A 24,215-nucleotide genomic window follows, 5' to 3' on the forward strand; every position below is an offset into this window, starting at 1 on the left:
AGCCTGTCACTTAATATGACAGACTTTTTATAAAATCATTATTTAACGGCTTCTTTAAGAGCTTTACCAGCTTTGAATGCTGGAACTTTAGAAGCTTTGATTTTGATTTCTTTACCAGTTTGTGGGTTGCGACCTTTACGAGCTGCACGTTTACGAACTTCGAAGTTACCAAAACCGATCAATTGAACTTTTTCACCAGCTGAAAGGAATTCAGTTACAGCTGCGAATACAGCGTCAACTGCTGCTGCTGAATCTTTCTTAGTCAATTCTGTAGCTTCTGCTACTTTAGCGATCAAATCTTGTTTGTTTGCCATGTTAATGAATCCTCCAAAATTATTTCTAATTAACACTTATAATCATAACCTAAAATTGCTTTTAGGTCAAGTCAAAAACACGTTTTTATTGATTTTTCTTCATTTTTTTAGGAATTATAGCGAATTAAGATCGCCCAGGCGTTTTCTCCGGTGTGAGTTTGGATAATTGAGCCTGTTTCTAGAACTGAAATTGGTTTTTCAACGTAAGGTTGTAGAACAGCTTTCATCTCGTTTGCAAACTCATTTGTACCTGCATAAGAAATACCAATCTCGGCTACTGAACGATTTGAAATAGTGGCTACTAACTCATCCAACCATTTCTTAAAGGTTTTTGAACCACGTCCTTTAACAATCGGTTGAAGCTCATGGTCTTTCATTTGCATAACTACTCGAATATTAAGTAAAGAGCTCAACAAACCAGTAACGCGGCCAATGCGACCACCTTTTACAAGATTTTCTAAAGTTGAAACACCGATGTAGAGTTCAGTGTGATTTTTTACGTCCTCTACATGCGTTAGAATAGTTTCAAGGTCTTTTCCTTCTTGAGATAGTTTAGCAGCTTCCACAACTTGGAACTTCAAGGCCTGATCTGTGAATGAACTATCCAAAACAGTGACATCTGCTGTTGATAAACTTGCTCCTTGACGAGCCGCTTCAACAGTCCCTGATAAAGCATGGGACATGTGAATAGCTAGAATCTGACTACCATCCTTACCCAAATCATCAAAAACTTCTGCAAAGAGTCCCACTGGTGGTTGACTAGTCTTAGGAAGATTTTTACTAGCTTGCATCAAGCGAAGAAATTCTCCTTCTTCGAGATCTGCATCTGAATAAAGGACACTATCAATCATTACAGATAGTGGAACAACAGTAATATCAAATTCTTTAACCACTTCTGGTTCAATAGTAACCGAAGAATCCGTTACAATTTTTACTTTTGTCATTTTGCCAATCTTTCTATTTTTACTATTGTTGATTATTCAACTTATAACTATAACAATTATATCAAAAAAATACTAAAAGTTCATACTCAATCCACCTAAATTTAAAGCAATTTATACTTCTTTTTAATAAAAAAAGAAAATCACCTTTGCTTGGTGATTATCTTTTGTATTTAAGATAAATAATCATACAAATCTTGCATTTGTAAATCATCGGGTACTAATTGTAGATAGGATTGAATGTAGTCTTTTGCTTCTTCTAGCTTACCTAACTCTCTTAACAAATAAATAAACTGTTCCAAAAACTCTGGATTATCCTTGAGTTCAGTAACAAGTTCCTTATAGTGTTCATAGGCCACATCTAATTCTTCAGTTTCTTGATAGCTTCGAGCAATCATCCATTTAGTCAAGAGGTTTTCAGGTTCATAGACTGCTAAAGCTAGAATATCTTCGTATCTTTCTTGTTCTTGGTAGATGGTAGCTAAGCGTAGCAAAATTTCTTCCTGGTCATCAGCATTCTCTTGTGCTTGAATCAGATAAGCTTCTGCTTGCTCAGGTTGATGCAACTCATAAGACAACTGAGATGCAAGGAGTAAGAGTCGAGTTTCAAAAGGATTTTTTGACAAGCCCTGTTGAGCTATTTTAAGAGCCTCTTCAGTCTGATGCTCCTTATGCAGTGCTTGACTGTAACCATACTCATAACCCTCAAAATCTGGAGAAATAGTGTCTAGTTGTTTAAAGTATAGTACGGCTTTCTGGTAGTCTTCTTGGTCAAAATAGAGACTTGCAAGCTCAAAGGCTGTTTGGTCATCATATTCTAATTCTAAGGCTTTTTCTAAAAATTCTATTGCAGATTCAAACTTACCTAAACGTGCATAAGCAAGACCAATTCTCTGATAGGTCGAAATTCCAGTTTGATCGTAGATAACTCGATTATCTAATTGAGCATAGCCTTTAATGGCTTCTAAATCGTTTCCTAGCTCGCTATCTAGCTCAGCTAGTCCAAATATTAGGAGAGGGTCATCAGAGTAGCTACGAGCTTCTAGAAGCTTCTCACGAGCAACATCTGTCAATCCTTCCATTTGATATAAATCTGCTTTTAAGGCAAGAGCTGATACGTACCATTCACTTTCCGGACCAATATTCTCTAAATAATCAAAAGCCTCCTCAATCAATCCATCCTCACCAGCTATTGCAGCTAGATTGATGTAGACTTCTGGAAATTTCGGTGCTAGTTTCTCATAGATTTGTGCTGCCTGTGGATAGAAACCAATCCCTTCGAGATATGCAGCAAGTTCAAGAAGAACTTCATCTGAATCTTCATCTAGGGCTTTTTGGAAAAAAGATTCTGCTTTTGATAAATCTTGTTGCTCCAAGGCTTCGAGCATTTGTTGACTATTGTTCACCTTCAGTCTCCTCTACTGGTTCATAAAGTCCACTAACTCCTTTATACCAATCAAAAATCGCTGAGATGACCACTTTTGCGGAAGCGTAGATTGGAATACCTAGCAATACACCCCAAATACCAAACATGGATCCTGAAGTTAACAGTACAAAAAGAATAGTAATTGGGTGAATATTTAATTGACTACCCAAAATCAGTGGAGAAACAAAACGTCCTTCAATAGTTTGCTCTACAATGAAAACGATAATAACTTTTAAGAGCATAACAGGACCAGCAATCAAACCCAAAACAAGAGCTGGAATCATTGCAAGAAAACTACCTAGATAAGGAACTAAATTGAGAAAACCGGCTGTAATACCTAAAGTAACAGCATAACGAAGTCCAATAATCTTAAAGAAGATAATAAACATGATAGCTACGATTACAGCCACTGTAATTTGCCCTCGAACATAATTGGAAAGTTGTTGATTGACTTCTGAAAGAACCTTACCAACTGGTTCTCTCAATTTATTTGGTAAGAATTGAGTAATATAGTCTCTAAGTCCTTTTCCGTCTCGAAGGAGATAAAAGAGCATAAATGGCATGATGATCAGAGCGACAATGACCTGTGACGTTCCACTGATAAGAGCACTCACCCAGTTAACAGCCTTAGAAGAAATATTACTTGCCCAAGCAGTTGCCTGTGTTGAAAAATTAGCTAAAACTTGCTCCAGTTGGGGTCTAAAGTCATCTGGCAAACGCTTGGTTACAAGGTCACCAATGACTCTATCAGCATCCTCGAGATAACTTGGGACATTTTGCGCAAAAATTACTACTTGACGTTGAAGGTTTGGAATGGCAACGGCTAGTCCAATAATCAAGAGAATGGCAATAATGATAAAGATAATACTGATGGCTAAGACACGGTTAATCTTGTACTTCTCCATCAGATCTACTAGTGGATTTAAGAGGTAAAAAAGTAGACCCGATAAGATAACCGGCAACATTACTACTGATAAAAAGTCTATAACTGGGAAAAATAAAAAGCTAATTTTACTGAGAATAAAAATATTGAGACCTAATAACAAGGTCACCAAAAAAACAGTGATCGCTTTATTGTCTAAAAACCATTTAAAAAACCAAGATAAGGTAAAGTGTTTCTCTTTTTGTTCCATTTTTTCTTCCTTTCCTTTGTCCTAACATTATACCATGTTTTAATAAAAATAAGGGTATTTTATAGTCTTTTAGGAAGGGATAAATTTGTCTTCTTGACAAGGGAAGAGCTGTTTGACTGACTTAGATTTTTCATCAAGCAGGCCTTTTTATGTTATAATTGAATTATCTTTTTCTAGAGGTATGAATATGAAAGAAATAGTATATTTTGGAACCTATACACGACGTATTTCTCAAGGGATTTACAAGGCTGATTTTGATACTGAGACTGGCAAACTCTCAAATCTAGAACTATTTGCAACCGAGCCAAGTCCAACCTATTTAGCCTTTGATCAGCATCAGCATCTCTATACTGTCGGAAGCCATGATGACAAAGGTGGAATCGCAGCATACAGAACTGATGGTGTCCTCCTGAATCACGTCGTTGAAGAAGGTGCTCCTCACTGCTATGTTGCAGTCGATGAGACACGGAGTCTAGTCTACGGCGCTAACTATCATAAAGGTCAAGTCCTAGTCTATAAACGTAAAGAAGATGGCTGTCTTGAATTGGCAGACAAAGTTCAACACACTGGCCATGGTCCACATGAAAACCAAGCTTCTCCCCACGTACACTACACCGATTTAACACCAGACCAATATTTGGTAACTTGTGACTTGGGTACTGACGAGGTCATTACCTATGATGTCGATCTAGAAGGAAAGTTGACGAAACTAGCAACTTATAATTGTAATCCCGGCGCTGGTGCTCGTCACCTTGTTTTCCATCACCACTACAAGATTGCTTATCTCATCTGTGAACTCAACAGTACGATTGAAGTATTGATTTACGATGGAGTTGGAGAATTTGAACAAATGCAGGTCATTTCAACCTTACCAGATGACTATAGTGGTTTTAATGGTACTGCGGCTATTCGTCTTTCTAAAGATGGCAAATTCCTCTACGCTTCTAACCGAGGCCATAATTCTATCGCTGTTTATAGCATTTTAGCAGATGGAAGCTTGGAATTATTAGAGATTGTTCCAACCAATGGGAAAAATCCACGTGATTTTGATTTGTCACCTGACCAAGAATTCCTTATCGCTGTTCACCAGGATTCTGATAACGCGACTGTCTTTAAGCGCAATCCTGAAACTGGTAGACTGGCAGAACTCTCTAATGAATTTCATGTTCCTGAAGCAGTCTGCATAAGTTTCAATAAATAGGGCATAAAAAAATGAACTTGTTTTACAAGTTCATTTTTTATTTTATAATTTATTTCCGACATTGATACGGTTAATAGCACGTTGCAATGCAATTTTAGCACGGCGCTCTTGGTCGATTAAGTGTTTGTCTTGTGCTTCTTCGATTTCACGTTCTGCACGAAGTTTAGCACGTTCTGCACGACTAACATCAATATCGCGCGCACGTTCAGCTGAGTCAGCAATAATGGTAATAACATTATTAGCAATCTCAATGATTCCTCCGTTTACTGCAATCCAGTTCACATGAGTATCATCATCGATGCGTTTAACCTTTACTTCATCAACTGCTAGAACCGCAATCATATTTTCATGTCGTGGCAAGATCCCCATCTCACCATCCAGAGTTCGTACCGATACAAAGCTGGCATGGTGATCATAGACGAGGCCATCTGGTGTCACGATCTGGACAGTTAAATGTGCCATAGATCACCTCTTAAAATCCCATTTTTTCAGCCTTAGCAATAACATCTTCGATTGATCCTACTCCACGGAAGGCATCTTCTGGAAGGTGATCGTGTTTACCGTCGAGAATTTCCTTGAAGCCACGAACAGTTTCAGCTACTGGAACATAAGAACCTGGTTGACCTGTAAATTGTTCCGCAACGTTGAAGTTTTGTGACAAGAAGAACTGAATACGGCGTGCACGAGCAACCAAAGTCTTTTCTTCATCAGAAAGTTCATCCATACCAAGGATGGCAATAATATCTTGCAACTCATGGTAACGTTGGAGAACACGTTTCACTTCAGCAGCTACTGCATAGTGCTCTTCTCCAACAATTTCAGGTGCCAAGGCACGTGAGCTTGAAGCAAGGGGGTCAACGGCTGGGTAAATCCCCAATTGAACCAATTTACGTTCCAAGTTAGTTGTTGAGTCCAAGTGAGCAAAAGCTGTTGCTGGCGCTGGGTCAGTATAGTCATCCGCTGGCACGTAAATGGCCTGGATAGAGGTTACAGAACCCTTCTTGGTTGACGTGATACGTTCTTGCAATTGACCCATTTCTGTTGCGAGGGTTGGTTGATAACCAACGGCTGAAGGCATACGACCCAAAAGGGCAGATACTTCTGAACCAGCTTGTGTGAAACGGAAAATGTTGTCAATGAAGAGAAGAACGTCTTGACCTTCTACATCACGAAAGTACTCAGCGATTGTCAAACCAGTAAGGGCAACACGCATACGTGCTCCTGGTGGCTCATTCATTTGACCAAATACCATGGCTGTTTTTTCGATAACGCCTGATTCTTTCATTTCCCAGTAGAGGTCGTTCCCTTCACGAGTACGTTCCCCAACACCAGTAAATACTGAGATCCCACCGTGTTCTTGGGCGATGTTGTGAATCAATTCTTGGATCAAAACGGTCTTACCAACTCCGGCACCACCGAAGAGTCCGACCTTACCACCTTTAAGGTAAGGGGCAAGAAGGTCGATAACTTTGATCCCTGTTTCTAGAATTTCTGAAGAGGTAGACAATTCATCAAAAGTTGGTGCTTTTTTATGAATTGGCTGACGCTCTGCATCTTCACCAAAAGGAGCTTCCAAGTCAATGGTATCTCCCAAAACGTTGAAGACACGTCCTAGAGTTTCTTTCCCAACTGGTACTGAGATTGGACGGCCTGTGTCCAATACTTCCAAACCACGGGTCAAGCCATCAGTTGATTCCATAGCGATGGTACGAATCATACCATCTCCCAACTCCAAGGCTACTTCAAGGACGATTTTTGTTTTTCTTTCGTCATTTTTGTAGACGACAAGTGCATTATTAATCTCTGGTAGTTTCTCACCTGCTGCAAACATAACGTCTACAACGGGACCGATAACCTGAGCAATTTTACCTGAACTCATCTACTTCTCCTATTCTGTATAAGATACTGTCGGTTCCTAGCTCAACTAGGTCCTAATACTCTTCGAAAATCTAATTCAAACCACGTCAGCGTCTCCTTACCGTACTCAAGTACAGCCTGTGGCTAGCTTCCTAGTTTGCTCTTTGATTTTCATTGAGTATAAGTTCATTTTCATACGAGCTGGACTAGAGCCTATTCTAAGGCACTAGCTCCTGCTACGATTTCTGTAATTTCTTGTGTAATCGCCGCCTGTCTGGCACGGTTATACTGGATAGTCAAATCATTGATAACTTTTTTAGCATTATCTGTCGCTGTCTGCATTGCCGTCATCCCTGCCGCATTTTCAGCTGTCTTGGCATCAATTATAGCACCGTAAATCATACTTTCTGCAAACTGTGGCAATAGTTGATCCAAGATTTCTTCACGACTTGTTTCAAGCTCAAATGTCAAGCTGTAGTTATCATCTGCTTCATTTGGGTCCAAGTCGACAATTGGAAGCATCTGCTCCACACGCATTTGACTTGTCAGTGTATTCACGTGGTGGTTGTAGCAAACATAGAGCTCATCGAAAAGTTCATTTTGGTACATTTCAATAGTTTTTGAAATAATCTTGCGAACTTCATCGAAGCTTGGTTGACTGGCTAGACCACGCAATTCATAAATTGGCTGAATTCCACGAGCTTTAAAGAAGTCTGCTCCCATACCACCGATACAGATGACTTCAAAATCATCACCTGAAGGATGGTATTCTTGTTGAAGTTCCATGACTGCCTTCAAGATTGAAGAGTTATATCCTCCAACAAGACCGCGGTCAGATGTAATGACGATATAGCCTGTTTTCTTGACCGGACGGCTAATCAACATTGGATTTGTTGATCCGCCAGCACCATCCCCGTGAAGGATGTCTGTAAGGAGTTTACGGACTTTTTGAGCATAAATCTGGAAGTTGCGTGCAGCTTCTTCAGAACGACCTAACTTAGCTGCAGAAACCATCTGCATGGCGTTAGTAATTTGACTAGTATTTTTCGTTGAGGCGATTTTTGTTTTAATATCATTTAGAGATACTGCCATCTGACACCTCTATTCTTATTGGAAGCTGGATTGGTTGAGAAACTCAGTAATCGCAGCATCCAAGACTGCTTCTTCTGGCAAGTCTTTTGTTTCACGAATAGTTTCCAAAATCTCTGGATGTTGCGCATCAAAGAAGGCATGGAATTCTTCCTCAAAACGAACAATATCATCAACTGATATAGTATCCAAGAATCCATGAGTCAAGGCATACAGAATGGTTACTTGTTTCTCAACAGGTAGTGGTTTATGAACTGGTTGTTTCAATACTTCTACAGTACGACGACCACGGTTCAATTTAGCCTGTGTAGCAGCATCCAAGTCTGAACCAAATTTAGTGAAGGCTTCCAACTCTCGGTATGAAGCAAGGTCAATACGAAGAGTACCAGCAACCTTCTTCATGGCTTTAATCTGAGCTGAACCACCAACACGAGATACTGAAGAACCCGCATCAATAGCTGGACGAATACCTGCATTAAATAGACTATCACTTAGGAAGATTTGTCCATCCGTAATAGAGATTACGTTTGTGGCGATATAGGCTGAGATATCTCCTGCTTGGGTCTCTATAAATGGAAGAGCCGTGATAGATCCACCACCAAGCTCATCTGAAACTTTAGCAGAACGCTCAAGTAGACGGCTGTGAAGGTAGAAGACATCCCCTGGGAAGGCCTCACGACCTGGTGGACGACGGAGCAAGAGAGAAAGTTCACGATAAGCTACCGCTTGTTTAGATAGGTCATCATAAACAATCAACACATGCTTCCCTTGGTACATGAATTCTTCTGCCATAGCAACCCCTGCATAAGGAGCAAGGAAGAGCAAGGGAGAAGGTTGTGAAGCTGAGGCTGTCACAACGATTGTGTAATCCAAGGCACCGTACTGACGAAGTGTTTCTACTTGTGTACGAACTGTTGATTCTTTTTGTCCAATCGCTACATAGATACAAATCATATCTTGACCTTTTTGGTTCAAGATAGCGTCAATTGCGATAGTAGTCTTCCCTGTTTGACGGTCACCAATGATCAACTCACGTTGGCCACGACCGATTGGAACAAGGGCGTCAATAGCTTTCAAACCTGTTTGCAATGGTTCTGAGACAGACTTACGTTGCATAACACCAGGAGCTGGTGCTTCAACTGGACGAGTCTTGTCTGTATTGATTGGACCCAAACCATCCACTGGACGACCTAGCGGATCGACAACACGTCCAATCAAGCTATCACCAACTGGAACTTCCATGATTTTCCCTGTACGACGAATTGTATCGCCTTCACGGATATCTGTAAAGTCTCCAAGAATGATAATACCGACATCTGTTGATTCCAAGTTTTGCGCCATACCATAAGAGCCATTTTCAAAAATCAACAGCTCACCACTCATAGCATTTTCAAGACCATGAGCACGCGCAATCCCGTCACCAATATAGGTTACAACACCCGTTTCAGTCACATCAAAATTGGGTTTGAAATTTTCAATTTGTTGCTTAATTAAAGCGCTGATTTCTTGTGCGTTAATTGCCAAAAGAACACCACTTTCTATTTCAAATTTTCCTTAACAACTTTAAGTTGTTGTTTAATACTCACATCAATTGTCTTGTGATTGGCAAAAATAACAAAACCACCGATTAAACTATCGTCAATTTTTTCCTTAATGCTACGAACTTTTAGAGACATCTTTTTCTCGATGAGAGGAATTAGTCGTTCTTTCTGTTCACCAGTCAAAGGATGTGCAGACAAAATAGTCACTTCAAAACGATTGGTTTCTTTTTCAAGACGATTCAAGCAATCTACAATCACATCGTAAAACAGTTTTGATCTGTGATTGTAAAGTAGAACCTCGATAAAGTTTTGTACTAAAGGTGACACAGAGTCCTGGAAAAAACGAACCGTTTTTTCTTTATCCGACTCATCTACTGCCACCTGAGCTAAAAAAGAAGGTAAGCCTGTTTCTTCAGCTACTTGCTTTATTTGAGACAAGTCTGAAAAAATAGAGTCTTCTTCTCCTTTTTCAATCACCAATTGGACAAAAGGCATGCTGTATTTTTCAATTACCTTTAGAGTCTTTTTGTCCATTAAGCTTCTCCTAGCTGATCGATATACTGATCAATGAGTTCTTTATGGGCCTGACCGTCAAGGTTTTGAGAGATAATTTTTCCAGCTAGACTGATTGTCAAGTCTGCCACATCTCCCTTAACACTTTGTAAAGCTTCAGCTTTATTTTGAGCAATTTCTTGGTTGGCTTTTTCTTTTAAGCGGCCTGCTTCAAGTTTAGCTTCAGCCAAAATATCAGCTTTACTTTTCTCAGCTGTTTCCTTTGCATTCTCGATAATCGTTTTAGCTTCGGTACGGCTACCTGCTAACTCAGCTTCACGTTTGCTAGCAAGTTCCTCTGCCTTTTTACGGGCTTCCTCAGCACCATCAATATCTGAAGAAATCTTTTCAGCGCGTTCATCTAAAACACTGGTAATATTTCCCCAAGCATATTTCTTCACTAAAAAGATCAATAAAAGGAAGGAACCAGCGATCAGAATAAAATCACCAATAATGGTACTAATAGTTAAATCCATCTTCTAATCCTCCTCTACTTACTCTTCCCCTTCATTTATTTTTTTACCAATGTACATAGATGACAACATGGTAAATACATAAGCTTGAATACATGAAATGAAAATCGAAAATGCTGTCCATAACATGTTTGCAATAAAGGCAAAAGGATACCAATACAAGGCATGTTGTGACAAGGCCAATAGCAATCCTGCTAAAACCTCACCGGCAAAGATATTTCCGTAAATCCGAATCGCCAAGGAGGCAAAATTGGTGAACTCTTCTAAAACGTTCATCGGAGTCATAAAGCCAGGAGTAACAAATGCTCTCAAATATTCTTTAACGCCTCTACGACGAATTCCTTCTACATGGGCAATCAAAGTGATCAATAAGGAGAGGGATAAATCGTATCCAAGGTTGGCTGTTGGGGAAGTCCACAAGTTATAACCGTTTGTTGTTTGTACTTTTGCCATTAAGCCAATATTGTTGGCAACCAAGATAAACAGAAATAGAGAGAACAAGAACAAGGAATAATCCTTGATATATGAATCTCCAATGTTTGGTTTTGTAAAACCAATCACAAAGTCATAAATCATCTCAAGAGCATTCTGTTTGCCCTTTGGACGGATGGCCATTTTACGACTTGCCCAGTAGACAAAGGCAAAAACCATCAAAACAGTTACAAGAGACATGGCAAGCAGGGTCAAATCAAAGGATATTGGTCCAATATTAACGGTTGGATTCAAACTTTCTTCCATGGTTTGACACCTCCATTTCTAAATAGAGTTGTCTATTTGATAACGAATGACATCGCCAAGGTTACAAAGAAAGTTCCTTCGATAAAGGCAATCCCCATGATCATCAAACTACGCAATTGTGGAATGATATCTGGTTGGCGTGCTGCAGATTTGAACAAACCGTTCATCAAAAATCCTTCTGCAAGAGATACACCCATACAGGCAAGACATAGACCGAAAAATGTTAAATTCATGACGAATTCTCCTTTTTTAAATTAAATTTACTTCCCTAGTTTAGTCCTAAAATTTGCTTTTGTCAACTCTTTACTAGCATTGAAAGCGTTTCAAATCATTTATTTCTAATTTTACGATTTTCAAGACAATCATATAGAAAATTTTAATGTCTTTTCAGGTTATTTTCCTTATCTTTCCTATTTTTCTGAAAAGAAAAATCCAAGTTTTACAACTTGGATTTATCGTTTCTTATTTAAAATAATATAAATGGTGGCTCTGGCAAGCTGGATTGAATGCAGCTTTACAGTGAGGACAGTTTCCTTTCTCTGTATATTCCTCATAAGTTAGGGTCGTCTTACAGGAACCACATAAGATAGGTTTATTCTGTTTAAGTCTTAAAGGATAGGGAGAAAATGTGTGCTCCTCTAGCGTATTGTGACACTGATAACAGGCATAGTATTTCTTACACTCATTACACTGGAGCGCTACGATATCTTTATCACTATGGTAATGAACACATCTGCTTTCATCATCTACTAGTAATCCATGAGCTTGAACCATTGACTTTCCTTATCTAGGCACGAACTGTAACGCTTGTTCCATCTTCTTTGTAAAGATTGATGAGACCTTCTTTCAAGGCACGTACCATGTCACCAGCTTCTACTGGTTGAGGAACCTTGATAGTCAAAAGTTCCATTGGATTTGGGGCGCGATCGATTTTATTTCCTTTAGCATCGTGAAGGTCTTCAATATATGTCTCAAAATGACGGAAACCTGGACCGTAGAACTCAACTTGGTCGCCTTCGTTGATAACGTTACGTTGACGAATAGTTGCTGTTTGGGTTGCAGCATCATAAGCTACTACTTCAGCAACAAACTTGTATTCTGGGATCTTTCGACGAGCACCAAACAGTTGTTCATTTTCAGATGGTGTTCCGTAGTAGAAACCTGTAGCCAACTCACGTTGGGCAACCTTCCACATTTCATCAATCAAGTCTTGCTTAATAGCTTCAAACTTTTCAGGGCTCTCAAGATAGGCATCAACAGCAGCCTTGTAGCAGTTTGTTACTGTTGAAACATAGTGGATAGACTTCATACGGCCTTCAATCTTAAGACTGTCTACACCATTTTCTATCATATCTGGAATATGGTCAATCATAGACATATCAACCGCAGACATAGAGAATTCTTCAGGAATTTCTCCCTTGAGACTCTTACGTTCCTTACCGAACGGCATATCGTAAAGGTCATATTTCCAACGGCAAGATTGTGAACATCCACCACGGTTGGCGTCACGCATACTCATGTGGTTAGAAAGGGTACAACGACCAGAGTAAGAGATACACATAGCTCCATGAACGAAGGCTTCAATCTCAACATCTGTACGTTTGCGAATCTCTGCCAATTCTTCCATAGAAACCTCACGCGCCAAAACGACACGAGTCAAACCAAGTTCTTTCCAGAATTCTAGGGTTTCGTAGTTAGTCGCACTGGCCTGGGTTGAAAGGTGGATTTCAAGTCCTGGTGCTTCTGTTGCAGCGATCATGATCAAGGCTGGATCAGACACGATAACCGCTGCAATCCCAATATCACGCAATTTACGGAACCATTCGCCGGCCCCTTCTTCATTTCCTTCGTGCATAACCATATTGGCAGCCACATATACCTTAGCTCCATACTTAGCCGCGAACTGAACTCCTTCTTCCATTTGTTCGAAAGTAAAGTTCCCTGCACGGCTACGAAGACCATAGGCCTGACCACCGATAAAGACAGCATCTGCTCCATATTGAACAGCTACTTTTAGTTTTTCAAGTGTTCCTGCAGGTGATAGAACCTCAGGACGTTTCAAAGTTTTTGTCATGTTTTCTCCTATTTGCAATATAAAAGTTTGACACTAATCTTTACCATTTTATAGCAAAAAGGTTCTAAAATCAAGTTTTGATTGATTGTTTAGACAATTTTAATTTTCTTGAAAAGCTAAGCTCAGCGAACTGTTTCTATTTGCCAAGCAGCCCAACCTTTAAAACGAATGGCCCCCTTTTGATCTGTTTTGTAAATCGAATTCCCAAATTCTTGGTTATTCTCCCCATTTTTTTCTTTAAATTTTTTCTTCTTGTCTACAGAAATGACAGTGATTTTAGGCTGGAAGATTTCGAGGACTTCGACATCAGTCTTTTTCTTTAATGCTTGCTGATGAGTTAGCACTACATCTGCTTGGATTTTTGGATAAGACTTGTTTAAGAACTTCTCCTCTATATTTCCAGTGACTAGAAAAGTTTGATTTAGTAGCTTTCCATACATTGCTATTGAGGTTTTACTATCCCTGTTTTGATTTTCGATTACTTCTAAACTACTCCCAAAAATAACTAACTGCTCTCCTGTTTTAATAGGACGTACTTTCAAGTTACTTTCCTTTAATTTATCCATAAATTCACTTTTAGATAGAGTTTCTTCAGTTACTAGAATCTCTCCAAGATTGAAGGCTTTACTAATTTCTAGTAGATGGTCTAGTTGCTTAGGTTCACTATCCGTTAAAACAAGTTGATCAATCTTTGCCACTCCTCTACTTTTCAGATAGGGAATTAAACTTCGTTTGGCAACGCTCGAGGTGACTTTCTCCTGCCAAGCTTCTTTTTTCTCAACTGCTAACTTTTCACCGACATCCAGTAATATTGTCTTGCCTGTCATGTCTCTTAGGAAAATGCTCCGTCCCTGCTCCATGTCTAGGACTGTGATTTCATTTTCCAGTGGATGTTTGGTTACTAAGAAAAGGGAAACGATAAATAGGATAAGCAAAGATGCTTTCTTCAAATTTTTACGATAATCATAAATCAGCGCCAAAGAGACTAATAGACATACCAAAACCCAGAGATTCGGTTGACCAAAAACAAAGGGTCTAGTAGATAGCTGAGAAACATAGCGTATGATGTTCTCTAGCCATTCAAAGAGAAAGTTAAACTGGGTAATAGGATATATCCATGACAGGCAGAAGAGCATTGATAAAAGTGGTAGCAAGACCATATCAAATAAAAAAGAAAAGACAAAGGTTAAGAGGATAGACCATGGTTGAAATTCAGAAAAATAGAATGATAAAATTGGCAGAATTCCTAAGGAAATAATGAAGCTTTCTCTCACCAGACCTTTTATCCCTGTTACTTCTTCACCAGTCATGGTCAGGATAAAGGCATAGGCACAGGAGAGCACTCCACCAGCAGTTAGGAAGAAATTCGGCATCATGATAAACAAGACAAGGACTGTCAAAGCAAAATTATCCAGTCCCTTGAAGCCATGTTGAGCCAAAAGTTTTTGTAAGAGACTACGAATAACAGAAGCTGAGAACCCTGTCAAACCTGCATAGACCAAAGAAAAGGGATAGGCAAGCCATTTGAACTTCTCTTGCGTCAAACCCAATCGTAAGAGTGACTTTTTAAAAGCATTCATGAAGAAACCAACCTGCATCCCTGACAAAGCAAAAAGGTGAATAATCCCTAGACTGGAATAGAGTTCATTCATTTCCTCAAAGTTGGTGTCCAAGTGCCCTAATAAAAGACCTGTCATATAATTACGCATGGGGTCAGGAAAATTCCTTTTTATCCAGACAACTGCTTTTCTCCGTAGGCTGGATAGATTTTCTCCTATATCCCAGCTGGATGCTTTCTTTAATTCGACAATTTCCGATATAGTTAAGGTCTGATAAATCCCCTGCGTTTTGAGATAGTTTCGATAATCAAATCCAGCAAAATTATTTGCTCCCTGAGGAATAGCTAGCTTTCCTTTTACTACTATCTCATGCAGTTCAGATAACTCTTTAAGCCTTTCCTTTTCAGCCTCTGACTGGAATTTATAATAGACCTGAAAGAGTCTGCCATCAGCCTTCCCACGAAAGGATAAACTATCTCCATTGACCTTGATAGTATCAGGCAAGATTCGTACCGTATTAACTGAGTCAACAAGATGTTGACTCGCTTCTTCTTGTTGCCATTTTTGAAATATAAACCAGCTACCAAATAGTCCACAAACAAAGAGAACCTTGACCACAGTCTTCCATGGAAATTGAAAAAAGAGGCAGAGCAGTAAAAAGACAAAGCCCAAAAGTGCTAAAAAGCTTGCTGAAAAGATAGCATAGTAGAGCCAAAGCAGGAGAAAACTGAGATAGATTTTGGGGATGGGAAATCGACTAATCCACTGTGACATACTCTTTTAACTTTTCTATCGTTTTTGCACCAATACCAGAAACCTTTTTGAGCTCATCAACTGACTTAAACTTACCGTTGGACTCACGATGGTCGATGATATCCTGAGCACGTTTGGCTCCCAACCCCTTGACTTGTTTCAGCTCCTCTAAACTGGCTTTATTAAGATTGACTTTCTTATTTTCTTTGGTGTTGGAAGCATTTGAATGCGCCTCTTGACTGGTAGCTTCTTCCTTAGTCGGGACATAGACCAGCGCTTCATCACTAATTTTCTGAGCAAGATTGATAGACTTACTGTCTGCATTATCTGTCAAGCCACCAGCTTTTTGAACAGCATCATTGATTCGACTTCCAACTGGCAAATCATAAATTCCTGGCGATTTAACAGCGCCTTTGACATCAACAGTAATCAGATCTTGCTCCACCACTTCTTCCTTCTGATTTTTATCTTCCTTTTCCTCCGTCGAATCCTTTGAAACAGTTGTAACTTCTGTTTGCAAATTGCTTTCCTTAGCCGGTGTTTGAACGACTGGCTTTATGAGAAAAAATCCACCCAAGACTAAACCCAAAATAGCACAGATAACAATGATTTTATATTCTTTGATTTTTTCAATAAGTTCTTCCATAATTTCTCCTCTCTTATCTTATTCGTAAGGCAAAGAAAAAACAGCCGAAAAAACTTTTCAACTGCTTACTTATTTGCAAAATATTCTTCTTTGGTCAAGACATAATGGACATCTGTTACGAATCTTCCAGGTTCATTTTTATCCATTCTAGCATATGGTTCTTCGTGAGAGAAACGCATTCCTGATTTCTCCATGACCTTTCCTGATGCGGGATTATCCTTATCATGAAAGGCATCTAACTTATTCATTCCTATCTTTTCAAAAGCTAGTTCAATTACAGCTCGATTGGCTTCAGTTGTCAAACCTTGATTCCAATATTTTTGATTGATAATATAACCAATGGTTGCCTTCTTAAGAACAGTATCCAACTTGTGCAGGTCAATAGTTCCGATAAACTCTCCAGTACTTTTTAGTTCAATTCCCCATCGGCCCAATGGATTGGCTAAATAAAACTGGGCAATATTATTCTTGGTTTCCTCCAGACTTTGATTGGTTGGAAAAGTGTAGCGTGTATTTTCCTTGTCTGAAGCATATTCAAACATGGCTTCTGCATCATCAAGTGTTACTGGTCTAAGTACTAAGCGTTCTGTTTCGATAATTTGATGCTTCGCTAGTTTGATAAATAATAATTCCATGATTGTACCTCCTAAAATAAGTTGGTAAAAGAATAACATAAAAGAAATAGGTTTACAAGTTTTTCTTGCAATTTATAGCGGTTTCATATAAAATAAAAACATCACAAGAAAAGACTGGGTTCTTCCTGTGATGATTTCGTATAAGAACCTAGATGTTAAATAAGGAGCTAATCTCTATGTTAATTGGAATTCCAAAGGAAATTAAAAATAATGAAAATCGTGTTGCTTTGACACCTGCTGGTGTACAGAGTCTTGTTGGTCGTGGTCACCGTGTCCTCATCGAAACAAATGCGGGACTTGGATCTGGTTTTGCTGATTCTGACTATGAAAAGCAAGGTGCTGAGATTGTCGCAACTGCTGCTGAAGCCTGGGCTGCAGAGTTAGTTGTTAAAGTCAAGGAACCCCTTGCTAGTGAGTACCAGTTCTTGCGTGACGATTTACTTCTCTTCACCTACTTGCACATGGCAGCAGCCCCAGAATTAGCGGATGCTATGCTTGCAGCGAAAACAACTGGTGTTGCTTATGAAACTGTACGCAATACTGAAGGTCAACTTCCTCTATTGGTTCCAATGAGTGAGGTTGCAGGTCGTATGGCTGTCCAAATCGGAGCTCACTTCTTAACGAAACAAGCTGGTGGTTCTGGAGTTCTTTTAGGTGGTGTCCCAGGTGTACCAAAAGGAAAAGTAACCATTATCGGTGGTGGTGTCGTTGGTACACACGCAGCACGTATCGCTCTTGGTTTAGGAGCTCAGGTAACTATTCTTGATATCAGCGCTAAACGTCTCTCTGAACTTGAAGATGTCTTTGGTCACCAAATCCAAACACTCATGTCTAACCCATTTAATATCGAAGCAAGTGTGCGTGAAGCAGACGTTGTTATCGGTGCAGTATTGATTCCTGGTGCTAAAGCTCCAAAATTAGTGACAGATGACATGGTTCAACAAATGCGTCCTGGTTCTGTCATCGTAGACGTTGCTGTAGACCAAGGTGGTGTTATTGCAACAGCTGACCGTGTGACAACCCATGATGAGCCAGTATATGAGAAACACGGTGTTCTCCACTATGCGGTTGCTAACATTCCTGGAGCAGTTGCTCGTACTTCTACTATCGCCCTTACAAATGTGACTCTTCCATATATTGAAGCCTTGGCAGGAAAAGGATTTAAGAAAGCAATCCTCGAAGATGCAGGTTTGCTTGAAGGTGTAACAACTTATCAAGGTCAACTCACAAGTCAACCAGTTGCTGAAGGTTTAGAACGTGACTTCACACCTATCAGTGAACTTGTTTAATAAGAAATTCAAAAAAAATTAAGAGCAGTTTTTCAACTGCTCTTTTTCTTTATTCTGTTTCTTCTTGATTTTCTTCAGCTTTGACAGGTCGAGGTTCATAGGCTCTGATAATCTGAGCAACGACTGGATGGCGAACCACATCCTTGGCTGAGAAGTGTACAAAGTCGATCTGGTGAATATTCTTAAGTTTTTCCTGGGCATCAATCAAACCTGATTTAACATTACGCGGCAGGTCAATCTGGCTAATATCCCCATTGACAATCATTTTAGAATTAAAGCCTAAACGTGTCAAGAACATCTTCATCTGCATGATGGTTGTATTTTGGGCTTCATCCAAAATAACAAAGGCATCATCCAAGGTACGCCCACGCATATAGGCCAAAGGCGCAATCTCAATAATTTCTCTCTCCATGAGACGAGTTGTTTGGTCTTTCCCTAAGATCTGATATAAAGCATCATAGACTGGTCGAAGATAAGGATCCACCTTTTCTTTCAAATCACCAGGTAGAAATCCTAGGCTTTCTCCAGCTTCTACTGCTGGACGAGTCAAGATAATACGCTTGACTTGACCTCGCTTGAGAGCTGTAACAGCCAAGGTCACTGCTAGGAAAGTTTTTCCTGTACCTGCTGGACCAATTCCAAAGGTCACATCATGGTTCTTAACACTATCTACATAAAGTTTTTGACCCAGTGTCTTTACACGTATCGGCTTACCAGTATTGTCTTTGATAATCTCTTCTTCATAGAGGGCAACAAACTTATCGATTTCATTGTTTCTAACCATATTGATGGCTGTCACCACATCCGGAGTTCCTACTGTCATGCCACGATTGACCAAGACCATCAAGGCTTGAATTACTTGCCGTGCTTCTTCACAAGAATACTCCTCTCCCAAGACTTGTACAATCTCTGTACGAGCATGGATGATAACATCTAACTCATCCTCCATCAAGCGAAGATGGCGTTCATTGGAACCAAAAAGATGAAACAGGTCATCTGGATGACTTAACTGAATGTCTATTGAATGTTCCTTCAAATAAAGAACCTCTCTAACTCTTTAATTTCTTTTTATTATAGCAAAGGCATTTAGAAATTGCTATCCCTAACACCTATGCCTTTTTAATGTTCTAAATATTCCTGCCAGATGCGATCGAAGTCTCCCATATTAAAGGAAAAACTAGCATGTTCTTCTAAAAATCGACTCACCTGATCGAAATCATCCGTATGTTTCGGGAAGGCTGACTCCTCAAAGGCAAGATCCGCTAAAATTGCTTTGGGACTATTACTTTTAGGATTACGCTCTGTCATAAGCCAAGTATAAAATGATTTTCGCATAAGCCTCCCTAAATTAACTCTGTACCAAATTGGTCTTGTTTAATCTTTCCAGCTTTCATTAAACCACCAAGCGCTTTTTTAAACTGACCTTTTGAGATACCAAAGGTAGCCTTAATGTCATCTGGTGATGATTTGTCATTTAAGGTCATAAATCCACCATTACTTTCCAAGTATGTCAGAATCATTTGTGCATCATTTTCTAACATCTCAAAAGAGCGAGGTTTTAGTGATAGATTAAGAGTTCGGTCAACTTCACGGAAACCAATGACACGCACATCTAACACTTGACCCAAACGTGGCTCTGCATAGCGCTCACTTGGGTGGATAAATCCAAGCATGTTGTTTTCTGGTAGATAGACAAAAGTTCCTGATAACTTAAGACGATAAACGATTGCAGGCCAGTTCTGATTTTGCATGTTGTTGTATGCCGGACGTGCCAAACGTTGGAAGTCTTCCTGATAAGCCAAAACTCCCCAGATACGATCTTTCTTGTCTACTTCTAGACGAACATAAAGTTTATCGCCCTTCTTAGGCCAAAGCTCTTTCAGTTCAGGTAGGATATCCAGTGACACAACGATTTCCTTGTCAGGAAGCCCTGTATCAACAAAAACACCCAAATCTTTACGGACTTCTGTTACAGTTCCCCAACCAAATTGATCCTGAGTTGCAGTCACTTCTAGGCTAGTCAAGCGAAGTTTTTGCTTCATATCCATGTAGGCGAAACCTTTGACCGTATCACCAACTGTATGCTGACCTTCTTCTTTAGCAAGAGCGTATGTTTGACCATCCTTTTGGACAAAGTAAAAACGGTCATTTTCATCAGTTATCAGACCGACTATAAAACTAGCAAGATTTGTATTCATGTTTCCTTCTTTCGAATAAAACTCAGCCAGCAATGCCAACTGAGTTTTTCTGTTTATTTCTCAGACTTCCAATAGTTCTTTTTCTTTATTGGCAGTCATGTCATCGATGTGTTTAACAGCATCGTCTGTCGCTTTTTGAATATCTTTTTCAAGAGTTTTCAACTCATCTTCAGTGATTTCTTTAGCTTTTTCTTGTTTCTTAGCTTCATCCATAGCATCACGACGAATGTTACGGATAGCAACTTTAGCATTTTCACCAACTTTTTTCACTTCTTTAGCAAGGTCACGACGAGTTTCCTCTGTAAGGGCTGGAATTACTAAGCGAATAACAGAACCATCGTTAGCTGGTGTAATACCGAGGTCAGAAGCATTCAAAGCACGTTCAATATCTTTCAAAGAAGTTTTATCAAATGGTGTCACCAACAAGACACGCGCTTCTGGAATAGTGATAGAAGCGATTTGGTTAAGAGGTGTTTCTACACCATAGTATTCTACGTGGATACGATCAAGCAAGCTTGCATTAGCGCGACCAGCTCGAATACTTCCAAATTCACGAGAAAGTGAGTGATGAGATTGGGTCATTCTCTCTTTTGCTTTTTCAACAATTGCGTTTGCCATAATCTTATTTTATTCCTTTTCTTCAATATTGTTAGAAACTGTAGTTCCGATATTTTCACCAAATACAACACGTTTGATATTGCCTGGTTGGTTCATGTTAAAGACAACCAAGTCGATGTCATTGTCCATTGAAAGGGTTGAAGCAGTCGAATCCATGATTCGAAGACCTTTACTAATAACATCACGGTGAGTCAATTCTTCAAACTTAACCGCTGTCTTATCTTTCTTAGGATCGGCATTATAAACACCATCAACACCGTTTTTAGCCATCAAGATAGCGTCTGCTTCAATTTCAGCTGCACGGAGAGCTGCAGTTGTATCTGTTGAGAAGTATGGTGAACCAACACCTGCACCAAAGATAACAATACGGCCTTTTTCAAGATGACGAAGGGCACGACCACGAACATAAGGTTCAGCTACTTGTTGCATAGCAATAGCTGTCTGCACACGAGTATCTACACCAACTTGTTGCAATGAATCTGCCATTACAAGAGCATTCATAACCGTTCCGAGCATACCTGTGTAATCTGCCTGAACACGATCCATTCCAGCTTCTGCTGCAGGTTCTCCACGCCAGAGATTTCCTCCTCCGATTACGAGAGCAATCTCAATCCCGAGGTTGTGTACTTCTTGAATTTCTTGTGCCATTGCTTGAACGGTTTTGATATCAATACCGACACCACGTTCACCAGCAAGGGCTTCACCAGATAGCTTGATTAAGATACGTTTATACTTAGGTTCTACCATTTTCTCTCTCCTTTTTTCATCCTACCTATTTTATCACAATTTCAAGGATTTTTATAGTATCATGAGCATTTCTTTCAAAAAAATTAGACAGATAAAAATTTCTCTAAATCAGACAAGGCGCGTTCTGCAATTTTCTCATAACGAGCCTTTTTATCACGAATACGCTCACCTTCTAACTCCTTGATAATCCCGAAGTTGACATTCATGGGTTGGAAATGCTTGCTATCAGCATGAGTGATATAATGAGCTAAACTTCCGATAGCTGTTGTCTCTGGGAAAATAGCCTCACTTTCTCCTTTAAAAAGACGAGCAGCATTTATTCCAGCAACCAATCCTGAAGCTGCTGACTCAACGTAACCCTCTACTCCTGTCATCTGACCAGCAAAGAAAAGATTTGGCTGTTTCTTAGAACGATAAGTCTGCTCAAGAAGATTTGGTGAATCCATGTAAGAATTACGGTGCATGACACCATAACGGACAAACTCCGCATTTTCAAGTCCTGGAATCATTTGGAAAACACGCTTTTGTTCTCCCCATTTGAGGTGAGTTTGGAAACCAACGATATTATAAAGACTTCCAGCCGCATTATCCTGACGAAGCTGAACGACTGCATAAGGAGTTTTAAAGTCACCATCACGAGGTCCCTTGTAGTCTTCTGGATATTCTAGACCAACTGGTTTCATAGGTCCATAGAGCATGGTTTTGATACCACGTTTGGCCATGACCTCGATTGGCATACAACCTTCAAAATATTTTTCTTTCTCAAAGGAGTTGAGCGGAGCTTCTTCCGCATTGACCAAGGCTTCATGGAAATCCATAAATTCTTGCTTGGTCATAGGAGCATTAAGGTAGGCCGCTTCTCCCTTATCATAGCGTGATTTGAGATAAACCTTGTTTATATCAATGGTATTGACGTCTACGATTGGAGCTGCAGCATCGTAGAAATAAAAACCGTCTCCTCCATTTAGAGAGTGAATTTTCTCAGCCAGGGCATCGCTAGTCAAAGGACCAGTCGCTACAACTGTAATAGCATCTGTTGTCAATTCTGTAATTTCGTCACGAACGACCTCAATCAAAGGGTGATTGGCAATTTTTTCAGTGACCATTTGGGAGAAACCATCACGGTCAACTGCGAGGGCTCCCCCTGCAGGAACCCGCGTTGCTTCTGCAGATTCTAAAATTACAGAACCTAAGCGACGCATTTCTTCCTTGAGGAGACCTACAGCATTTGTAAGAGCGTCTCCACGCAAGGAGTTTGAGCAAACTAACTCTGCAAAATTGTCAGTTTTGTGTTGAGGTGTCGATTTGACACCACGCATTTCATAAAGTTTAACAGAAATACCACGTTCTGCGATTTGGTAGGCTGCTTCCGAACCCGCCAATCCAGCACCGATAACATTGATATAAGATTGAGACATGACACTAATACCTCTTTGGGTGGAACCTAAGTTCATAACAAAAGACCAACTGGTCTGTTTGACACCCACAAATCTTTCTAATTTTTCTTTTACTAGTATAACAAAAAAAGGGAAGAAGGAAAACTTCCCTGTTTAGTCGTTTTCTTGTTTCTCTTCCCATTCGTGGTAGGTAGCGTAGAGCTGGCTTTTATTCCACTGGTATGCCTTAGCAACTTCCTTAATGGCTTGATTTTTCTTAACTCCTTGTAGGATACGGTCTTGAATTTCTAGGAATAAGTCCTTCTCATCCTTTTCCTCGATCTCCTGGCTAGCTCCCTCAATGATCAGAAGGCATTCGCCCTTAAGAGGAGTTTCAGCAATGCTTTCTAGTAGCTCTGTAATATTCCCACGTTGATATTCTTCATAAATCTTGGTTAACTCTCGAACCAAGACAACCGAGCGATCTCCGTAAACTGTCAGCATATTCTCTAAAGTATCTGCTACACGATGAGGAGATTCATAAAAAATCTGGGTTTCTGGATAAGCTTTTTTTTCCTCAAAAAACTGCTTCTGCTGGCCTGATTTTCTAGGTAAAAATCCATAGAAGATGTGAGGTTGGGGTGCCAAACCACTGGCAATCAAGGCAGAAATTCCTGCGCTTGCACCAGGAACCGTGACTACAGGGATATCTTCCATAATGGCAGCCTTAACCAAATCATGGCCAGGGTCCGAGATACTTGGTAAACCTGCATCCGATACCTGAGCGATACTCTGTCCCTCTTTCAAAAAGCTAATCAAATCAGGAATTTTTTCATTAGCATTGTGCTCATGAAAACTAATCTGTTTGGTTGAAATGTCAAAATGCTTGAGCAAGAGTCCTGTATTACGGGTATCCTCCGCCGCAATCCAGTCTACCTCCTTTAAGGTCTGGATAGCGCGAAAAGTCATATCGTCTAAGTTACCAATCGGTGTAGCAACTAGGTAAAGCTTCCCATAGGGAGATTGACCCTTAAAACTTCTTTGAATCTGCATGC

26 protein-coding genes are annotated in these 24,215 nt (G+C 39.8%); 2 read left to right on the top strand and 24 right to left on the bottom strand.

From position 1 onward, the window contains the following. Window positions 1-38 precede the first annotated feature (38 nt). The 4 genes from HMPREF9423_RS07105 to HMPREF9423_RS07120 all read right to left on the bottom strand — a co-directional run bounded on the left by HMPREF9423_RS07105 (window position 39) and on the right by HMPREF9423_RS07120 (window position 3,814). The gene (locus HMPREF9423_RS07105; RefSeq protein WP_004253345.1) at window positions 39-314 is read right to left on the bottom strand and encodes an HU family DNA-binding protein; all 276 of its coding nucleotides are present in this window, start codon (window positions 312-314) and stop codon (window positions 39-41) included. A 107-nt stretch (window positions 315-421) separates the two neighbouring features. Next, window positions 422-1,258: a DegV family protein gene (locus tag HMPREF9423_RS07110; protein WP_006148655.1), complete on the bottom strand. Its 837-nt coding sequence runs from the start codon at window positions 1,256-1,258 to the stop codon at window positions 422-424. A 170-nt stretch (window positions 1,259-1,428) separates the two neighbouring features. Then, window positions 1,429-2,661: a tetratricopeptide repeat protein gene (locus tag HMPREF9423_RS07115; protein WP_006148656.1), complete on the bottom strand. Its 1,233-nt coding sequence runs from the start codon at window positions 2,659-2,661 to the stop codon at window positions 1,429-1,431. Beyond that, complete coding sequence (locus tag HMPREF9423_RS07120; RefSeq protein WP_006148657.1) at window positions 2,651-3,814, bottom strand: AI-2E family transporter; 1,164 nt, start codon at window positions 3,812-3,814, stop codon at window positions 2,651-2,653. The genes HMPREF9423_RS07115 and HMPREF9423_RS07120 overlap by 11 nt, the downstream gene beginning before the upstream one ends. A 187-nt stretch (window positions 3,815-4,001) precedes the next feature. Between HMPREF9423_RS07120 and HMPREF9423_RS07125 the strand changes: the two genes are divergently transcribed. Then, the gene (locus tag HMPREF9423_RS07125) at window positions 4,002-5,015 is read left to right on the top strand and encodes a lactonase family protein (protein ID WP_006155695.1); all 1,014 of its coding nucleotides are present in this window, start codon (window positions 4,002-4,004) and stop codon (window positions 5,013-5,015) included. A 42-nt stretch (window positions 5,016-5,057) separates the two neighbouring features. On the opposite strand, the gene HMPREF9423_RS07130 is transcribed toward HMPREF9423_RS07125, so the two are convergent. The 13 genes from HMPREF9423_RS07130 to HMPREF9423_RS07190 all read right to left on the bottom strand — a co-directional run bounded on the left by HMPREF9423_RS07130 (window position 5,058) and on the right by HMPREF9423_RS07190 (window position 16,932). After that, window positions 5,058-5,477 carry a F0F1 ATP synthase subunit epsilon gene (locus tag HMPREF9423_RS07130; protein ID WP_006148659.1) on the bottom strand — a complete coding sequence of 140 codons (420 nt, stop codon included), beginning with the start codon at window positions 5,475-5,477 and terminating at the stop codon, window positions 5,058-5,060. Window positions 5,478-5,487: 10 nt separating this feature from the next. Further along, complete coding sequence (gene atpD / locus HMPREF9423_RS07135; RefSeq protein WP_004253325.1) at window positions 5,488-6,894, bottom strand: F0F1 ATP synthase subunit beta; 1,407 nt, start codon at window positions 6,892-6,894, stop codon at window positions 5,488-5,490. Between the two features lie 191 nt (window positions 6,895-7,085). Next, a complete protein-coding gene (locus tag HMPREF9423_RS07140) occupies window positions 7,086-7,964 on the bottom strand; it encodes a F0F1 ATP synthase subunit gamma (RefSeq protein ID WP_004253324.1) in 879 nt (292 codons plus the stop codon). 15 nt (window positions 7,965-7,979) lie between these two features. Then, window positions 7,980-9,485 carry a F0F1 ATP synthase subunit alpha gene (gene atpA / locus HMPREF9423_RS07145; protein WP_004253321.1) on the bottom strand — a complete coding sequence of 502 codons (1,506 nt, stop codon included), beginning with the start codon at window positions 9,483-9,485 and terminating at the stop codon, window positions 7,980-7,982. 14 nt (window positions 9,486-9,499) lie between these two features. Beyond that, on the bottom strand, window positions 9,500-10,036 hold the full coding sequence (locus HMPREF9423_RS07150; protein WP_006148660.1) for a F0F1 ATP synthase subunit delta: 537 nt from the start codon (window positions 10,034-10,036) through the stop codon (window positions 9,500-9,502). Beyond that, window positions 10,036-10,530 (bottom strand): F0F1 ATP synthase subunit B, encoded by a 495-nt coding sequence (gene atpF, locus HMPREF9423_RS07155; RefSeq protein ID WP_006148662.1) that lies wholly within the window; start codon window positions 10,528-10,530, stop codon window positions 10,036-10,038. The genes HMPREF9423_RS07150 and atpF overlap by 1 nt, the downstream gene beginning before the upstream one ends. 18 nt (window positions 10,531-10,548) lie before the next feature. Further along, window positions 10,549-11,265, bottom strand: a complete 717-nt coding sequence (atpB, locus tag HMPREF9423_RS07160; RefSeq protein WP_006148663.1) for a F0F1 ATP synthase subunit A — start codon at window positions 11,263-11,265, stop codon at window positions 10,549-10,551. Between the two features lie 32 nt (window positions 11,266-11,297). Then, complete coding sequence (locus HMPREF9423_RS07165) at window positions 11,298-11,498, bottom strand: F0F1 ATP synthase subunit C (protein WP_001054551.1); 201 nt, start codon at window positions 11,496-11,498, stop codon at window positions 11,298-11,300. 229 nt (window positions 11,499-11,727) lie between these two features. Then, window positions 11,728-12,039 carry a CHY zinc finger protein gene (locus HMPREF9423_RS07170; RefSeq protein ID WP_006148664.1) on the bottom strand — a complete coding sequence of 104 codons (312 nt, stop codon included), beginning with the start codon at window positions 12,037-12,039 and terminating at the stop codon, window positions 11,728-11,730. 13 nt (window positions 12,040-12,052) lie between these two features. Next, window positions 12,053-13,339, bottom strand: coding sequence for a peptidase U32 family protein (locus HMPREF9423_RS07175; protein WP_006148665.1), 1,287 nt, complete (start codon window positions 13,337-13,339; stop codon window positions 12,053-12,055). 122 nt (window positions 13,340-13,461) lie between these two features. Beyond that, complete coding sequence (locus HMPREF9423_RS07180) at window positions 13,462-15,672, bottom strand: ComEC/Rec2 family competence protein (protein ID WP_006148666.1); 2,211 nt, start codon at window positions 15,670-15,672, stop codon at window positions 13,462-13,464. After that, window positions 15,656-16,297, bottom strand: coding sequence for a helix-hairpin-helix domain-containing protein (locus HMPREF9423_RS07185; RefSeq protein WP_006148667.1), 642 nt, complete (start codon window positions 16,295-16,297; stop codon window positions 15,656-15,658). The genes HMPREF9423_RS07180 and HMPREF9423_RS07185 overlap by 17 nt, the downstream gene beginning before the upstream one ends. Window positions 16,298-16,362: 65 nt before the next feature. Next, window positions 16,363-16,932: a GNAT family N-acetyltransferase gene (locus tag HMPREF9423_RS07190; RefSeq protein WP_006155692.1), complete on the bottom strand. Its 570-nt coding sequence runs from the start codon at window positions 16,930-16,932 to the stop codon at window positions 16,363-16,365. A 176-nt stretch (window positions 16,933-17,108) separates the two neighbouring features. Here HMPREF9423_RS07190 and ald point away from each other — a divergent pair, with 176 nt between their 5' ends. Then, the gene (ald, locus tag HMPREF9423_RS07195) at window positions 17,109-18,221 is read left to right on the top strand and encodes an alanine dehydrogenase (protein WP_025170189.1); all 1,113 of its coding nucleotides are present in this window, start codon (window positions 17,109-17,111) and stop codon (window positions 18,219-18,221) included. Between the two features lie 49 nt (window positions 18,222-18,270). Here ald and HMPREF9423_RS07200 read toward each other — a convergent pair whose 3' ends face one another. The 7 genes from HMPREF9423_RS07200 to rsmI all read right to left on the bottom strand — a co-directional run bounded on the left by HMPREF9423_RS07200 (window position 18,271) and on the right by rsmI (window position 24,213). Beyond that, on the bottom strand, window positions 18,271-19,257 hold the full coding sequence (locus HMPREF9423_RS07200; protein ID WP_006148670.1) for a PhoH family protein: 987 nt from the start codon (window positions 19,255-19,257) through the stop codon (window positions 18,271-18,273). A gap of 83 nt (window positions 19,258-19,340) precedes the next feature. Continuing rightward, complete coding sequence (locus HMPREF9423_RS07205; RefSeq protein ID WP_001232087.1) at window positions 19,341-19,556, bottom strand: YozE family protein; 216 nt, start codon at window positions 19,554-19,556, stop codon at window positions 19,341-19,343. A gap of 8 nt (window positions 19,557-19,564) precedes the next feature. Next, window positions 19,565-20,419, bottom strand: a complete 855-nt coding sequence (gene cvfB, locus HMPREF9423_RS07210) for an RNA-binding virulence regulatory protein CvfB (RefSeq protein WP_006155889.1) — start codon at window positions 20,417-20,419, stop codon at window positions 19,565-19,567. Between the two features lie 60 nt (window positions 20,420-20,479). Continuing rightward, the gene (gene frr, locus HMPREF9423_RS07215; protein ID WP_006148672.1) at window positions 20,480-21,037 is read right to left on the bottom strand and encodes a ribosome recycling factor; all 558 of its coding nucleotides are present in this window, start codon (window positions 21,035-21,037) and stop codon (window positions 20,480-20,482) included. Window positions 21,038-21,046: 9 nt separating this feature from the next. Next, entirely contained in the window at window positions 21,047-21,784 is a 738-nt protein-coding gene (gene pyrH / locus HMPREF9423_RS07220) for a UMP kinase (protein ID WP_006148673.1), read from the bottom strand. Window positions 21,785-21,867: 83 nt separating this feature from the next. After that, window positions 21,868-23,202: a methylenetetrahydrofolate--tRNA-(uracil(54)-C(5))-methyltransferase (FADH(2)-oxidizing) TrmFO gene (trmFO, locus tag HMPREF9423_RS07225; RefSeq protein ID WP_006148674.1), complete on the bottom strand. Its 1,335-nt coding sequence runs from the start codon at window positions 23,200-23,202 to the stop codon at window positions 21,868-21,870. A gap of 132 nt (window positions 23,203-23,334) precedes the next feature. Further along, window positions 23,335-24,213 carry a 16S rRNA (cytidine(1402)-2'-O)-methyltransferase gene (gene rsmI, locus HMPREF9423_RS07230; RefSeq protein ID WP_006148676.1) on the bottom strand — a complete coding sequence of 293 codons (879 nt, stop codon included), beginning with the start codon at window positions 24,211-24,213 and terminating at the stop codon, window positions 23,335-23,337. Window positions 24,214-24,215 lie beyond the last annotated feature (2 nt).

The sequence above is a fragment of the Streptococcus infantis ATCC 700779 genome (genome assembly GCF_000187465.1).
In the GTDB taxonomy this organism is placed as follows: domain Bacteria; phylum Bacillota; class Bacilli; order Lactobacillales; family Streptococcaceae; genus Streptococcus; species Streptococcus infantis.

What these genes read in the sequence shown, in the direction of transcription:
- HMPREF9423_RS07105 (WP_004253345.1), bottom strand. Translation starts at nt 314, where the DNA reads ATGGCAAACAAACAAGATTTGATCGCTAAAGTAGCAGAAGCTACAGAA.
- HMPREF9423_RS07110 (WP_006148655.1), bottom strand. Translation starts at nt 1,258, where the DNA reads ATGACAAAAGTAAAAATTGTAACGGATTCTTCGGTTACTATTGAACCA.
- HMPREF9423_RS07120 (WP_006148657.1), bottom strand. Translation starts at nt 3,814, where the DNA reads ATGGAACAAAAAGAGAAACACTTTACCTTATCTTGGTTTTTTAAATGG.
- HMPREF9423_RS07125 (WP_006155695.1), top strand. Translation starts at nt 4,002, where the DNA reads ATGAAAGAAATAGTATATTTTGGAACCTATACACGACGTATTTCTCAA.
- HMPREF9423_RS07130 (WP_006148659.1), bottom strand. Translation starts at nt 5,477, where the DNA reads ATGGCACATTTAACTGTCCAGATCGTGACACCAGATGGCCTCGTCTAT.
- atpD (WP_004253325.1), bottom strand. Translation starts at nt 6,894, where the DNA reads ATGAGTTCAGGTAAAATTGCTCAGGTTATCGGTCCCGTTGTAGACGTT.
- HMPREF9423_RS07140 (WP_004253324.1), bottom strand. Translation starts at nt 7,964, where the DNA reads ATGGCAGTATCTCTAAATGATATTAAAACAAAAATCGCCTCAACGAAA.
- HMPREF9423_RS07150 (WP_006148660.1), bottom strand. Translation starts at nt 10,036, where the DNA reads ATGGACAAAAAGACTCTAAAGGTAATTGAAAAATACAGCATGCCTTTT.
- atpF (WP_006148662.1), bottom strand. Translation starts at nt 10,530, where the DNA reads ATGGATTTAACTATTAGTACCATTATTGGTGATTTTATTCTGATCGCT.
- atpB (WP_006148663.1), bottom strand. Translation starts at nt 11,265, where the DNA reads ATGGAAGAAAGTTTGAATCCAACCGTTAATATTGGACCAATATCCTTT.
- HMPREF9423_RS07165 (WP_001054551.1), bottom strand. Translation starts at nt 11,498, where the DNA reads ATGAATTTAACATTTTTCGGTCTATGTCTTGCCTGTATGGGTGTATCT.
- HMPREF9423_RS07170 (WP_006148664.1), bottom strand. Translation starts at nt 12,039, where the DNA reads ATGGTTCAAGCTCATGGATTACTAGTAGATGATGAAAGCAGATGTGTT.
- HMPREF9423_RS07175 (WP_006148665.1), bottom strand. Translation starts at nt 13,339, where the DNA reads ATGACAAAAACTTTGAAACGTCCTGAGGTTCTATCACCTGCAGGAACA.
- HMPREF9423_RS07180 (WP_006148666.1), bottom strand. Translation starts at nt 15,672, where the DNA reads ATGTCACAGTGGATTAGTCGATTTCCCATCCCCAAAATCTATCTCAGT.
- HMPREF9423_RS07185 (WP_006148667.1), bottom strand. Translation starts at nt 16,297, where the DNA reads ATGGAAGAACTTATTGAAAAAATCAAAGAATATAAAATCATTGTTATC.
- HMPREF9423_RS07190 (WP_006155692.1), bottom strand. Translation starts at nt 16,932, where the DNA reads ATGGAATTATTATTTATCAAACTAGCGAAGCATCAAATTATCGAAACA.
- ald (WP_025170189.1), top strand. Translation starts at nt 17,109, where the DNA reads ATGTTAATTGGAATTCCAAAGGAAATTAAAAATAATGAAAATCGTGTT.
- HMPREF9423_RS07205 (WP_001232087.1), bottom strand. Translation starts at nt 19,556, where the DNA reads ATGCGAAAATCATTTTATACTTGGCTTATGACAGAGCGTAATCCTAAA.
- cvfB (WP_006155889.1), bottom strand. Translation starts at nt 20,419, where the DNA reads ATGAATACAAATCTTGCTAGTTTTATAGTCGGTCTGATAACTGATGAA.
- frr (WP_006148672.1), bottom strand. Translation starts at nt 21,037, where the DNA reads ATGGCAAACGCAATTGTTGAAAAAGCAAAAGAGAGAATGACCCAATCT.
- pyrH (WP_006148673.1), bottom strand. Translation starts at nt 21,784, where the DNA reads ATGGTAGAACCTAAGTATAAACGTATCTTAATCAAGCTATCTGGTGAA.
- trmFO (WP_006148674.1), bottom strand. Translation starts at nt 23,202, where the DNA reads ATGTCTCAATCTTATATCAATGTTATCGGTGCTGGATTGGCGGGTTCG.
- rsmI (WP_006148676.1), bottom strand. Translation starts at nt 24,213, where the DNA reads ATGCAGATTCAAAGAAGTTTTAAGGGTCAATCTCCCTATGGGAAGCTT.